This window comes from Bacillus cereus group sp. TH152-1LC, from assembly GCF_027710505.1.
Taxonomy (GTDB): Bacteria; Bacillota; Bacilli; order Bacillales; family Bacillaceae_G; genus Bacillus_A; species Bacillus_A mobilis.
This window is the reverse complement of record NZ_JAQFNK010000002.1, coordinates 105578-119436: the sequence shown is the minus strand read 5'-3', so window position 1 is coordinate 119436 and position 13859 is coordinate 105578. Positions and strand designations below refer to the sequence as shown.

Genomic DNA, 13859 nt, shown 5'->3' with positions numbered 1-13859 from the left:
TTTATAACCTTTCGTATACATAACATTATACATGTCCCCTACTAAATAAGCTGAATTTTCATTCTTAATCAACTATAAAACAGTGGTTATTTTCAAATGAATTTGGGCATGTTGTTTTTATAGCATATATGAAAGGAAACAATGTAAATGGAGGCAATACAAACAATCGAGGAAAAAGATGTAACAACAGCTATATTTCAATTCATATTCCCGTTTTCTTTTAAAACTGGATATGAACAAAATATGTTCCCTTTCTTACAACAAAATGATTTTCGCCCTTTTCGACTCGATCATCTTGAAAATGAAAATACATACTACGGAAAGTTTCAAGTTTCACATCAAAATATGGAAGCATACTATCTTTCATTTACAAATAAAATACTATTCCCTCACTCAGAGCATCAAAAAGGATTGCAACGCTATTCTAAAGACCTTAACTTAACTGGACACTTAACAACAAATCTTGTTTCCGTTCCATTCAAGATTCATTCTATTGACGTAACACTTTGTCCCTATGAGCTTGGCTTCTTAACAATTCGGACAGAAGTAGAAACTGCTCCAAACATGACATTATCAGAAGCAATTGAATTCGCCGCCCGCTTCCGTGTACTTGAAACTAAAAATGGCACAACTGAAACGATCTGCATTGAATGTAATGGAAAAAAATATTCACAAGTAGAGAAGCTTATATTCGGCGATTTATTTCATGGTGTAACAGACTTCTTTGAGAAAAAGAGATTGCGGAGCTCTTACTTTCAAACATTCCCCTTCTTTGAGGATCAACGAATGTATGTACAAACTTTATTATCCATAAACAAAGAGTCGGACCTTCATGTAGTTGATGTATACCGAGCTTCCAGTCTTTCCGGATTAACAGACGATGGCAAGCCGTATATTAGCGCAAATAATGTTCCTTATATTCAAGATTATTTAATAAAGCATTCATATCAAAGATGGGCTCCTAGTCGCTACTTTATTATGGAAGAACATATTTTCACATGTATAACAAACGAGGGTGAACACGAATTCGCTAAACTTGCTAGTCAAATGTACGGGGAGTTTTATTACGCCTTGTTATTGAATTTATTTCATAAAGTTGTTTTATTAAAAATGGCAAATGCTTATGCGGAGTTAAATATTGAACAAGATACAAATGAAATAGAAAAATTAATTTATTCAATCAATTCGTTTACAGCGAATTACTTTTCTTTAGAGCTAGTATCCCAATCACAGAGTGAAGATATTTTCTTCCGCTTAAGAAATCTATTTAACATTGAAGTACTATACTCAAATGCAAAACAAAATCTTGATAGTTTGTTTAAATATCAAGAAAATGTCGCCTCTAAAAAAGATAGCCTTTTACTATTAATTTTAACGCTCTACTCTGTAGTAGGCCAAATGTTAGGGTTTACTATGATTGACCTTTTAAGAAACACCGATTCAAACAAAATATCGTCACCACTGGAATTTTTCGCACTTTTAATAGCAATTAGCGGCATCGTTATTTCACTTATTTTAGGTGCGCAAAGTTTATACCAATGGAGTCTACAACATAAACGAAGAAAAGCATGGGTAAAACAAACTGTACTTTCTGCTGTAAAAGAGAAAGATGATAAGAAGTAAAGAAGGTTATTTTCAAATTACAAATACGTGGCAGGATTCAGTAAATGAAATTTTTATGAGCGATTTTTAAGATATATCGACTTACTGACAAAAGAAAAACTACATAATAAAAAAGTACTCCAATCTAAGACCTGGAGTACTTTTTTATTACACTAATTCAGCTTACTTCCCTGCTTCGATTTTCTCTAATGCAGCAGCTACTTGCTCTTCCGTTAATTCATGTTGTACTACGTAGCGGTTACGTGGGCTTACTCGACATTCATGAGAACATGCACGTAAATGTTTCGCTTCGTTTTCTTCAGAACATAAAATTTTCTTATTACATTCTGGATTTGAACAGTTTACATAGCGCTCACAAGGTTCACCTGTAAAGTGGTCTTTACCAACGATAACATGTTCTTTTTGGTTTACCGGTACAGCGATACGCTCATCGAACACGTAACATTGTCCATCCCAAAGCTCACCTTGTACTTCTGGGTCTTTTCCGTACGTTACAATACCGCCGTGAAGCTGACTTACATCCTCATAACCTTCACGAACTAACCAACCAGAGAACTTCTCACAACGAATTCCGCCTGTGCAATACGTTAAAATCTTTTTACCTTCAAGTGTTTCTTTGTTTTCTCTAATCCAATCTGGTAATTCACGGAATGATTCAATATCAGGTTTAATCGCACCTTTAAAGTGTCCTAAATCGAACTCATAATCATTTCGTGCATCAATGATAACTGTATCTTCTTGTTTCATTGCTTCATAAAAATCTTTTGGCTCTAAATACTTACCAGTAATTTCATGTGGATTAATGTCGTCTTCTAAACGAAGTGTCACTAATTCTGGACGAGGACGTACGTGCATTTTCTTGAATGCATGCCCTTCTTCTTCATCTATTTTAAATACGATACCGTCAAAACGTGGATCGTTGTTCATTGCTTCCATGTATTTCTCTGTTTGCTCTACAGTACCAGAACAAGTTCCGTTAATTCCTTCTTTTGCTACAAGAATTCTACCTTTTAATTCAAGTGAATTACAAAATGCTAAATGCTCTGCCGCGAATTCTTCCGGATTTTCAATTGTTGTGTACATGTAATATAGTAATACTCTATATGGTTTTGTAGTTGCCAATGTGTTTCTACCACCTATCTAATTTTTAAAATCATGTATAAGTTAACGTTCATATCAAAACATATATAATAAGAAAATGAATCCATTTTCTTCTCTTTATACTATTTTCTATCAGTTAACAAAAATAAAAAACAAGATTACACACCAAAACCCTGTGGTTATGTTGTAATCCCAATATATTATATATCATACAAATGCAATTCCATCAATTAATATGCTGTATTATCGGCTTTTTGTTCACATAAATTTCAAAAACAGCCCTTTAATTCATTATGTTTCCCCACGTCATCACACCATAAACTCCCAATTTTTTATTACACGACACCATCCATTGCAGCAAGGCATATAATTTGCACTAAGGAAACATTTATGTTCAAATAAAGTGAAACTTTAATCAGTGGGGGTTTTCTTCATCCCCCACTGATTATTAGCCCTCACCAATCGGACTTTAATGGGCAGCCCGACCCCCTCCTAACTTCTTTGCTTTCGCTGAATTTTGAGGTGGGGGTCTTACTGCCCATTAAAGCGGGATAAAAATATCATCTAATACATTTAAATGTATTGAAATAAACAATAAGAATACTTACAATAATTTCATCAAGTTAACATTCCAAAGGGGAAAACTACTATGAATAAAGATATATCAAAAGATGCACAAGTCCCTTCTCAAAGTACAACTGTTCAATCCGCACACTTAAGCTTTAAGTGGCGAAACGAAAGGCTGGAAACGACTGTTACCGTTTTTAGGACCCGCTTTTATCGCATCCGTAGCTTATATTGACCCTGGTAACTTTGCTACAAATATCGCTGCTGGTTCACAATACGGATATTTACTATTATGGGTTATATTCGCTTCTAACTTAATGGCAGTATTAATTCAAACTTTATCAGCTAAATTAGGAATTGCTACAGGAAATAATTTACCTGAAATAGCTCGCGAGCACTTTCCAAAACCTGTGTCTATCGGCTTATGGATACAAGGTGAACTCGTTATTATGGCTACAGATTTAGCTGAATTTATCGGGGCAGCACTCGGATTGTATTTATTATTTGGAATTCCTATGTTACCAGCTGCTTTAATTACAGCAGTCGGATCATTTATTATTCTTGAGTTTCAACGCAGAGGATTTCGCCCACTAGAAGCTATTATTACAGGGATGATTTTTATTGTAGTAATAGCATTTGGGATTCAAGTTTTTTATGCAAAACCAGAATTAAGTCCCCTTCTTTCAGGACTATTGATTCCGAAATTCCAAGGTGTAGACAGTATATTACTTGCAGCAGGGATATTAGACGCGACAGTTATGCCACATGCAATCTATTTACATTCTGCATTGACACAACGCCGCGTCGTTGGAACAACTGATGAACAAAAGAAAAAGATTTTCCGTTTCGAATTTATTGATATCATTATCGCAATGGTTATCGCTGGAGCAATTAATGCGAGTATGTTAATTGTTGCTGCTGCACTATTCTTTAAAAATGGCTTGCATGTTGAAGACCTTGATGTTGCTTTTAATCAGTTCAGTACTTTAGTCGGTCCAGTATCGGCTGCTTTATTTGGAATTGGGCTCTTATCCGCAGGACTATCTAGCTCTTCTGTCGGTACAATGTCAGGTGATATTATTATGCAAGGTTTCATTCGAATGCATATTCCGTTATACTTACGCCGCTTTATTACAATGATTCCACCATTAGTTATTATCGCTTTAGGTGTAAATCCAACTTACGCTCTAGTCATGAGCCAAGTCGTCTTATCATTCGGTATTGCTTTTGCATTAGTACCACTTATTATGTTTACAAGCAATAAAAAAATTATGGGTTCACTCGTTAATCACCGCATAACAACTTTTATCGCTTGGATCATTGCTGCACTTGTTATCATTTTAAATATTTTCTTACTGTATCAAACATTTGTAGGGTAATAGAAAAAGGTATTCCAATAAAACTGGAATACCTTTTTTCATTACCACTTATGTATGTACCTCTTTTTGGCATTAGCGCACCTTTCTCAGTTCGAAAGTAAAGTGGTAATCCTTCCGAAAAAAACATGCTCACCTTGGATGGATCCTGCCTTTGATGATGAATATGTAAATGCGGCTCACTTGAACTTCCGGAGTTACCGACTTGGGCAAGAACCTCTCCTTCATTTACATGTTGTCCTTCCCTCACTTTAATTGATCCTTTTTTTAAATGGGCAAGAATCAAAAATGTCCCTGATTCATCTAGTCGTAAATAAATATGATTCCCCGCCATTGACTGAAAATCATCCTCTCCTGGAACTACATCTTTTTCATCATTATTGATAGATACAACTGTTCCAGAAGCTGGTGCCATTACTTCCGCTCCATATATTCCATAATCCCCTAAATTACTACTTTTCACTTCAGCAGGCGGAATAAGAATATCATATGCCCATCGTTCATTTGGTTTTATAACATGATAGTTCGTTTCTAATCGATCACCGCCCCAGCCCACTAATGCTCTTTCATTCAAAGGAAAACGAACGAATGCTTTAGGATTCATAGATTGTACATCTGCTGGGTAAGCAAGTCCCCCTATGTTAGCAAACCATCCTAAAGGCCAGGCTCCAATTATAGAGAAAAGAACGATGAAGAGTAGTGTTCTATCTATTCGCTTTCTGAAAATGCCTTTCCACAAAAATAGTAATACTGACCCTATCAAAATAAAAATTGATACTAAGCTAAAGGCTTGTAACCCCCACCAAACAATGACTGATATAACACCATGGGCTAAATAAACTACACTCCAACTTATAATTAAAAACGCTACTAAACTTACTAATACATATCTCTTCCACATGTTGTACCCCCACCCTCATATCTTTTTTCTACATAATACGAAGTGAAAATTACAACATATAAAAGAAATACTTACGATTTTCTTACAATTCTTTATAATGCGGTAAAACGATGGTAAAAACAGTTTCTTTCTCATTACTGCACACAGTGATATCCCCTTTATGGAGCTCTGCTATACTTCTCGCAATTGCAAGTCCCATTCCTTTTCCACCCGTATAAGAGCTACGTGATTTTTCGCCACGATAAAACTTCTCAAAAACATAAGGAAGGTTCTCTTTCGGAATGCATTGTCCAAAATTTTTAATTTCTATTTCAACATTCATGTCTCTTTTAGAAATTCGAATCAAAATCTGTTTTCCGTCTTTCCCGTACATAATACTATTACTAATTACATTTTCGAACAGCCTCACCATAAGCGCTACATCCATTTCCACATGTAACTCCTTATCACCATTAATACAAAAGCTCATATCGGCATCATCTAGTTGTGGTACAAAATCAATCATGATTTGTTCAATGAACGCTTTCATATTTACTTCACTTTTATGTAATTCAATCTCCCTATAATTTATTTGACAATATTCTAATAAATCATCTACTTGATTTTTTAATTCATAACTTTTTCGCTTTAATATACTTACATACTGTTCACATTCTTCTCTATTTGAATGAAGCTGATTTCCTAACAGGTCCGCATAACCGATTAGAGATGTTACAGGTGTTCGTAAGTCATGAGAAATATTGCTAATCATTTCATTTTTCGTTACCTGCGTTTTTTTTTCATTTTCGATAGACTCTTTTAAACTTTTAGCCATCCTATTAACATTCGTTGCTAATTCACCAATCTCGTCATTTTTCGAAATAGATATATGTATTTCCAAATTACCATTACTTATTTCTTTCAAGTTCTTATTTATTTCAGATAACCTTTTCATCATTGTTTTTGTCATGAATGCAAAATATATTGTAGTAAAAATTAAAAAAGCTATTACATATAAAAGTGAATATTTTTCCTCTAACGCAGTAACATGACTATATATATTTCCAATTAATATTTGAAACGCTATTATACTTACAGTTGCTAACAGAATGCTACATATGAATGCGATAAAAAACTTAGTTCTAATGCCTTGTAATGATTTAATCTTCAATTTTATATCCGACTCCCCAAACATTTTGAATAAACTTCGGCTCTTTTGGATTCTCTTCAATTTTATTTCTTAATCTTGCAATATGAACCATTACTGTATTATTACTTTCATAGGCCCTTTCTTTCCAAACGTTCTCATATATTTCTTCAATAGTAAACACACGATTCTTTGCAGCTGCCATTAAATACAAAATATCATATTCAGTTTTCGTAAGATTGATTGTTTCTCCATATAGCATTACTGTTCTCGACACTTCATCTATTTCTAAACCTCTAATGTTTATTTTCTTTTCTATTACTTGGACAGCATTTTGATTAAAATATGTATACCTTCTTAATTGAGCCTTCACTCTCGCTATAAATTCAATTGTACTGAACGGCTTCACAATATAATCATCTGCTCCTGTACTAAATCCTATTACCTTATCTACATCCGATGATTTTGCGCTTAAAAACATAATTGGTAAACTATGTTTCTCTCTAATCCTTCTACACAATTCTATCCCATCCATTTGTGGCATCATAATATCCAATATAGCAAGTTGAATACTGTTGTTATTTATTATTTCTAAAGCCTCTTCCCCATTATGAGCACTAAAAACTTTAAAACCTTCTTGCATTAAATTCACGTTCATAAATCGAACAATATCTTGATCATCATCTACAATTAAAATTGAATTTTTCTCCATATACAAACCTCTTTTTGAAATATATTCCACAATTAATTTTATCATAAATCAAAAATATAGTTCCCTCTTGAATAATCTTTATTTTCAGACTAGATTATATAATAACAACATATTCTAGTTTCAGAAGAAATGGAGTGAAAGTATGTTTCCTATATTAAAAACCGACCGACTCATTTTACGAGAACTTACCGAAGTAGATGCACCTAGTATACTACAATGCTTTTCTAATACTGATGTACTGCGCTATTATGGCCAAAAACCATTACAAAATGTTGATCAAGTGAAACAAATCATTCATAACTTTAAGCTGAGTTACAATGCAAGAAGTGGTATAAAATGGGGAATCGAATTAAAAGACAAGAAAGAACTCATTGGAACAATCGGATTTCATGATTGGTCTTCTGAACATAAACGAGCCAATATAAGTTATGCCTTCCTCCCTGAACACTGGGGAAATGGGTATGCGACTGAAGCGGTTTCTGACGTTATATCATACGGTTTTTACACACTTCATTTAAAACGGATCGGGGCGATTGTCTTTCTTGAAAATGAAGCTTCCAATAAAGTGCTATTAAAACTAGGATTTGAAAAAGAAGGTATTCTGAAAAATTATATGTATCAAGATGATATCCCCTATGACACGAATTATTATTCTTTATTAAAATCAGTTTAATAGAAAGTATACGTAAAAACTCGCTTCAGCATAATGAATCAAGATAGTGGATTTTTAACGAAAGATGGAAAACCGAGCGTTTTTCATTTCTTAGATCATCATACGACTGATGCGAAGTAGAATACATTATATAATCTAAAAAAAGGGGCATGAGCATATTCTTACTCACGTCCCTTTTTTTACGTTCTTTTTCTGTTTTCGCAATATTTTTGGAATGTATACACAGAAAGGTTCGCTTTCCATGTAATCTCCCGTCATTGCATATGCTTTAGAACGAGATCCTCCATAAATATATCGATACTCACAAATACCACACTTTCCTTTATAATTGTCAGGATTACGAAGGTTTTGAAAAACAGGAGAGTTTCGATAGATTTCAGTTAGCGATGTTGTTCTAATATTTCCCGTTTTAATCGGTAATAACCCACTTGCATATACATCTCCAATATGAGAAATAACTACACAACCGTTTCCATCATTCAACCCTTTTGTATCACGCCCAAGCCCATCAATTCGCCCTTTCCTTCCACTCATCAATACATCCTGATATTCAATGACCTGATTTTTTAATAACTGACTTGTTTCTCAGTATAAAATTAAGAGATTAGGGTTTTTTCATTACTCTAAAAATACGCCCTTTGGCTAAAGATTCTTAAAGTTTTCAACATCATCACCTCTTTTCTAAAACCATAAAGAACGTACTATCCGGTAGCACAACCGCATTGCCAGACTCATCTTTAAACTCGATTTTCTCGCTAAGATGTTGTGTATATCCATCCTGTAAATAGTTCATAGCTTGAACGATGTTTACTTTATCTCCGAAGATACCCTTTACGAAATCCTTATAGTCGTTTGGCGTAAAGATTCCAAACTGCTCTTGCACCTCATGAACGAAGGAATCCTCACCCCAAGTATACGTATATAAGAACTCCATCGCATCGTTAACAGGCATTTTGACTGTATTGTCTGCAAGTACCTCATACTGGATTATACGTCCCTTAAGTTCACGGACATACTGCTCTAAAAACTTCATTCCGCTTGCATCTTTAAAATGAATCACACGCATTAACGTTTTATCTTCGGTCATGATGCCATCACGAATGATAATACGACCTCCTGGCTTTAACACTTCGTAAGCACTCTTTAGCCCCTTTTTAATTACTTCATGATTGAATTTCTTACCTTCATACTCGATATAAGAAAACAGCTCATGAAGGATAGAAGAATATACAATCGTATCAACCGATTCTTTTTCAAACGAGCTGCTTAAGTTGATTGCATCCCCTTTAATGACATCCCAAGAACGCCCCTCGTTCTGCTTCTTCTTTTTCAACGTATCAATCACATTTTCAGAAATATCGATACCATAGATTCGTTTGTCCTCGGTCTCTTCTTCGATCATGTCTAACATGACACCACCACCGGCTCCGACATCTACCATCGTATCTCCCTTTATATAATCAAGAATAATTCGTTTATCATCAGCCGAGCTATTCATATGCTCCAGATACACTTCTTCGTTATGGAATCTATCATATGCATCATATCTATCTTTTCTGCCTCTACACAGAAGGTAATTAACGCCTCACCTACAGCGGAAAACTGAAACGACACATACGCAGTCTTCATATCTTCATCGACTTTAGCCTTAAAAGAAACATGCGTTGTATTCGGCTTCTCGTTCTCACGGTACTCCCGTAGATATTTCTCAATAACCCGCTTACGATACACGTTGTCCTTTTTCTCGCCTTTGAAATCATAGTGCAACTGCTGCATCAATTTCTCGAAATGTATATGCTGAATTTTTCTAGATCCTATCTCGTTCTTTAACATAATAACAACTGTCCAAATATCCTCAAAACTAAGAGCATGCATAGACGGTTCTACATACCACAAATCCTTATTAGATAAAAATATTTGAACGTCTCTCTTCTCGCTTCCCATAATTATATCTTTTTCAAATACTGACTCCTTATGTTTTGGAGTGAGTCTATGTATACGAGAAGTAAATGGCTCCACATAACCATCAAATAGTCCATCAATTGTAATCTTCACATCGTTCTTTACTTCGCTCCACAAAGATTTTGATACACCCTCAATAATACATTGGTTAAGATAGTATAGAATCTCCTTTAACCTAACGTCTCCGTACTCTTCTTTATATTTGTTAATTAAATCAACATGAGAGTCCAAACGAGCCTACCCGCGGATATACTGCCCGATTAATCCATGTGTTCTAATTAAATCTCGAATAAACAAATACTCTGTAGAATTTAAGTTTGTCTCCACACGTTCAATAAACTGAATATCACTAAAGATATCAGCAGAACCCTCGTTATGTACGAATAGATTAATCCCGTTTTTCTTCCATTGCTCCCGCTGTTTTAAAGAGCCTACCTTTGCAAGTTCACTATACGTTAGTACCTTTTCAATAATACGATACGCTTCTTCATCTATAGGCAATCCATCTAACACTTGCAGCGTACGGTGTACATAGTACAACACCGCATCTGTTTTTAATGCACCAAGTACTTGTACATTCTCATAGTTTTGATGTATCTCCTCTGCCTCGATTAAATATTTTAACCACGTAGGGAGAGTATCAGAAAACCCTTCAATATATGTATTTAGAATCTCAATGTTTTTCAAATTATTTACCCCCATATATAACCAATATCTGTAGTAAGGTTTGGGACACCTTCTCTAAAAAGATCATCACCCTATGTCCCCCTTTACCATCTAGATCTCTTTTAAATACGAACGCATCAAACCTAGTCCTTTCATCTTGTAAAAGAGAGTTATCAATTTTGTTTTTAACATGCCAAGTTTGTAACACATTCTTTTGTTCATCTCTTATTTGAACTCCATCAGGAATTTCGGCGGAATAAACATCAGGACTCAGCCGATCACTACTTAAATCGATAAACATATGTTGTGACAGAATCAACTGAAAATGGAAACGGCAAGCGGGTGCACTCCACTTGCCGTTTTTTCATAGCTTAGTATGTATTTGAATTTCTTTTGCTTTCTCTTTTTCACCCTTCACGCGTACAATTAAATCATATGATCCGGATTTTGGAGCTTCAAAAGAAAACAAACCTTCTTTTTGAGAAGTGATTTCTTCTTCATAAATAACCTTATCATCTTTTGTAACTTGTAATAAAATCGTACCTTCTTCAACAGCTGCTTCATAAGGGATTTCCACATTTCCTTTTTCAGCTTTAAGCGTTTGTACGTCGTAATACCCTTGCAGAGAACCAATTTCCAAAGTCGTTTCTCCATTTTTTTGAACCTTTGTAACTTGTGTTGCTGTATTGCACGCGCTTAACAATACAACAAGAGTGAGAATCATAAATACACGTATTAATTTCATAAAAATTCCCCTTTTTTATGTATATGAATTAAGATTCATTCTTTAATTATTTCAAAAACACCAATAGCTTAAAAGAATCACTGCTTTTCTTCAGTTTCTTTTTTAAATAATTTTTGAAACTCTAATTCAGTTTCATTAATAAAACCGAGATGTAACACACTAGAGATATCTTCATGATTCAAAAAGAAATTGTACTCCGAAGAAATATTACCATGAGGGAAATAACAACATACATAATCCCATGTTTTTTTTGTTTCAGAATCCATCTGTCTTCTTCCATAAACCATTAATGGATGTTCCCAATCTTTAAACATTACAACAGAACCTATTGGAAGTAATTCTAACTCTAAATTTTGTCCCATCTTATTTCCCACCTCTTAAAATAGCTTTTTTTACAATAAAATACATAATAGAGAATAGTAAACAAGCTCCAATTGTACCGAAAGTTGCAATTGAAATTTTCCCTGCTAATGATTCATTTGGATCTAATGCATTAGGTAAAACTGTCCCAAAAATTGCAATGCAAGCTAATATAACCATAAAATATTTTAAAATTTTCACTTTCTTATTCATACTAATTTTCCCCTTTATTCTTTAATAGCAAATTCTCCACCAAATCCCCATAAACCTACACCAGGACCAACTGGTACATGGAATTTCACTCCACTTTTTCCAGCTTCTAAAGATCCCCCGACTGTCCCAAGTGACGCCGATCCTCCAATTTGTAATTTTTTATCAGAAAATGGAAGTGGGATTTTTATAGCACTCTCATATTTTACTAGAGTAGCTTCAGCTCCTATATGTAAATTCCCATTTTCTACATGAGCACCTAATTCTGCAGTAGCAAGTGCTACTTTAGCTTCAGCCCCTACTCCAAATCCTCTAATATTCTCTTGTTCTATTCCAGCTTGGGCTACTGTAAAACCAACCATAGGTCCATAAGTTTGTTCCCTCTTGTTTTTATCTTTCACATCAAATCTATCATAAGTACGAGAACTTACAAATGGCTCAGCTTCAACTGTAAGACCTTTAATAAATAGACCACCAGTTCCATTTTCATCTACAAGTGATTTTTCATACTTTTCACCATTAATTACATTACCAATTCCTTTTACAACTACTCCAGCACCTGCTTCAACCGCTGACTTTGAATTCATCAAAAGTGAATTATTATTAGAGTTTTTAGACGAGTATTCCATATCAGTTTTTTCAAATTTCTCTGCTATACGAATTAATTCATCTTCTATTTGTTTTAACATATTAAGAAAAGATTCATGTGCTTTATTCATTCTAGGTAAATCATTATAAAAACTTAAACTCGAAGCACCAATCCATCTCATTTGAAGATTTAATAATTCCCCTTGAATTTTCAAATGACGATCTGATTCTACATTACTAGCATATCTAAAATTCTTTGCAATTCTTCTTAACTCTTCCGGTTTAACTTGTATATTCCCCATTTATATCCCCCTAATAACACATTCAATAAATCTTATAACATAAACATTTAATTTTAATCATTAAAAATCCTACTTTCTCTTACTTTAATTGTTTCTAAAATATAGATAAGAACCCCTAAACCAAATATCTTTTCAGCGTTAGAAATATTATTACCTAATTTAATAATAGGTACATTTAATCCGAATCTTTCACTCCATTCCAAAGGCATATATCCTCTTTTACAGTTTATTAATATCCGATTATCGATTGTACGAAAAGAAGTTTCGAAAAAATCAAATTCAACTTCTACTTCAGAAAGTTTTATCTCTTTTTCATTCATTAAAGAACCACGTACCGTTCCAAATCCTTGTATCATATTTTCTTTAAACATCCCTACACGATTATAATTTGAATCATAAATAGCCCAATCATAATTTTCAACTTCACTATGAAAATATGCAAGAATTTCTCCATTACTTGCTTCCAATCCAAAAATTTGTTTATTTTTTAAAAATGGTAATGTTGAAGAAACCATCTTTGTTCCTGCTACATATATCCCATCAGGAGTATATAAGCCTACATGTTTATTTTTTTCAGGTAATTCTAATAAAACATAAGTATCGATATCCCAAAACTTCAAATCATTTCCAACTATATTTTCTCTTAATAAATCCCCTTTTCTTAGTTGCCAAAATCCAATACCAAAAACAACAAATGAAACTATAATAATGAAAATTACTGGTCCCCAGTTAATATTACCCCAGGTATTATACATACCAATTAATCCATAAAGAAAAAGCCCAGTTCCAATCAAACACTTAACTTTCCCCTTTTTTTTATAATACTCAAACAATTCCACACAAACACCTCTATCAATTCATCTTAATACCCCAAATTACCCTTTAAGTATACCAAGGACAAAATATATAATCTAATATTTTCTTTATATAATTAAAAACAAGCATAG

General features: G+C 33.8%; 11 protein-coding genes and 3 pseudogenes. 3 read left to right on the top strand and 11 right to left on the bottom strand.

Features of this window, described 5'->3' with window-relative positions:
• Nucleotides 1-147 precede the first annotated feature (147 nt).
• Complete coding sequence (locus PDL00_RS07205; protein ID WP_270728036.1) at nt 148-1623, top strand: hypothetical protein; 1476 nt, start codon at nt 148-150, stop codon at nt 1621-1623.
• 162 nt (nt 1624-1785) lie between these two features.
• Here PDL00_RS07205 and trhO read toward each other — a convergent pair whose 3' ends face one another.
• The gene (gene trhO / locus PDL00_RS07200) at nt 1786-2745 is read right to left on the bottom strand and encodes an oxygen-dependent tRNA uridine(34) hydroxylase TrhO (protein ID WP_270728033.1); all 960 of its coding nucleotides are present in this window, start codon (nt 2743-2745) and stop codon (nt 1786-1788) included.
• Between the two features lie 628 nt (nt 2746-3373).
• On the opposite strand from trhO, the pseudogene PDL00_RS07195 reads away from it, so the two are divergent.
• Nucleotides 3374-4670, top strand: a pseudogene (locus tag PDL00_RS07195) (Nramp family divalent metal transporter).
• On the opposite strand, the gene PDL00_RS07190 reads toward PDL00_RS07195, so the two are convergent.
• From PDL00_RS07190 to PDL00_RS07180, 3 genes are all read right to left on the bottom strand, one after another.
• Complete coding sequence (locus PDL00_RS07190) at nt 4627-5568, bottom strand: M23 family metallopeptidase (RefSeq protein WP_270728030.1); 942 nt, start codon at nt 5566-5568, stop codon at nt 4627-4629. The pseudogene PDL00_RS07195 and the gene PDL00_RS07190 overlap by 44 nt on opposite strands.
• Nucleotides 5569-5650: 82 nt before the next feature.
• Nucleotides 5651-6718 (bottom strand): sensor histidine kinase, encoded by a 1068-nt coding sequence (locus tag PDL00_RS07185; RefSeq protein WP_242253987.1) that lies wholly within the window; start codon nt 6716-6718, stop codon nt 5651-5653.
• Entirely contained in the window at nt 6708-7406 is a 699-nt protein-coding gene (locus tag PDL00_RS07180) for a response regulator transcription factor (RefSeq protein ID WP_270728028.1), read from the bottom strand. Before PDL00_RS07180 ends, PDL00_RS07185 begins: the two co-directional genes overlap by 11 nt.
• Before the next feature lie 142 nt (nt 7407-7548).
• Between PDL00_RS07180 and PDL00_RS07175 the strand changes: the two genes are divergently transcribed.
• Nucleotides 7549-8079: a GNAT family N-acetyltransferase gene (locus tag PDL00_RS07175; protein WP_270728026.1), complete on the top strand. Its 531-nt coding sequence runs from the start codon at nt 7549-7551 to the stop codon at nt 8077-8079.
• 165 nt (nt 8080-8244) lie between these two features.
• Here PDL00_RS07175 and PDL00_RS07170 read toward each other — a convergent pair.
• The 7 genes and pseudogenes from PDL00_RS07170 to PDL00_RS07140 all read right to left on the bottom strand — a co-directional run.
• Nucleotides 8245-8646, bottom strand: a pseudogene (locus tag PDL00_RS07170) (SPASM domain-containing protein); the annotation flags it as partial.
• Between the two features lie 103 nt (nt 8647-8749).
• Nucleotides 8750-10743 (bottom strand): annotated as a pseudogene (locus PDL00_RS07165) (class I SAM-dependent methyltransferase).
• Nucleotides 10744-11071: 328 nt separating this feature from the next.
• A complete protein-coding gene (locus tag PDL00_RS07160; RefSeq protein WP_242253979.1) occupies nt 11072-11452 on the bottom strand; it encodes a BA_1872 family lipoprotein in 381 nt (126 codons plus the stop codon).
• Nucleotides 11453-11529: 77 nt separating this feature from the next.
• Nucleotides 11530-11814 (bottom strand): DUF4176 domain-containing protein, encoded by a 285-nt coding sequence (locus PDL00_RS07155; RefSeq protein ID WP_242253976.1) that lies wholly within the window; start codon nt 11812-11814, stop codon nt 11530-11532.
• A gap of 1 nt (nt 11815) precedes the next feature.
• Nucleotides 11816-12025, bottom strand: a complete 210-nt coding sequence (locus tag PDL00_RS07150; RefSeq protein ID WP_001036914.1) for a hypothetical protein — start codon at nt 12023-12025, stop codon at nt 11816-11818.
• 14 nt (nt 12026-12039) lie between these two features.
• Nucleotides 12040-12912 carry a WXG100 family type VII secretion target gene (locus PDL00_RS07145; RefSeq protein WP_242253974.1) on the bottom strand — a complete coding sequence of 291 codons (873 nt, stop codon included), beginning with the start codon at nt 12910-12912 and terminating at the stop codon, nt 12040-12042.
• A 53-nt stretch (nt 12913-12965) separates the two neighbouring features.
• A complete protein-coding gene (locus tag PDL00_RS07140) occupies nt 12966-13751 on the bottom strand; it encodes an ABC transporter ATP-binding protein (protein WP_270728020.1) in 786 nt (261 codons plus the stop codon).
• Between the last annotated feature and the right edge of the window lie 108 nt (nt 13752-13859).

Bases quoted from the DNA above. Each gene is read 5' to 3' on its own strand.
- PDL00_RS07205 (WP_270728036.1), top strand. From the start codon at position 148: ATGGAGGCAATACAAACAATCGAGGAAAAAGATGTAACAACAGCTATA.
- PDL00_RS07190 (WP_270728030.1), bottom strand. From the start codon at position 5,568: ATGTGGAAGAGATATGTATTAGTAAGTTTAGTAGCGTTTTTAATTATA.
- PDL00_RS07180 (WP_270728028.1), bottom strand. From the start codon at position 7,406: ATGGAGAAAAATTCAATTTTAATTGTAGATGATGATCAAGATATTGTT.
- PDL00_RS07175 (WP_270728026.1), top strand. From the start codon at position 7,549: ATGTTTCCTATATTAAAAACCGACCGACTCATTTTACGAGAACTTACC.
- PDL00_RS07160 (WP_242253979.1), bottom strand. From the start codon at position 11,452: ATGAAATTAATACGTGTATTTATGATTCTCACTCTTGTTGTATTGTTA.
- PDL00_RS07155 (WP_242253976.1), bottom strand. From the start codon at position 11,814: ATGGGACAAAATTTAGAGTTAGAATTACTTCCAATAGGTTCTGTTGTA.
- PDL00_RS07150 (WP_001036914.1), bottom strand. From the start codon at position 12,025: ATGAATAAGAAAGTGAAAATTTTAAAATATTTTATGGTTATATTAGCT.
- PDL00_RS07145 (WP_242253974.1), bottom strand. From the start codon at position 12,912: ATGGGGAATATACAAGTTAAACCGGAAGAGTTAAGAAGAATTGCAAAG.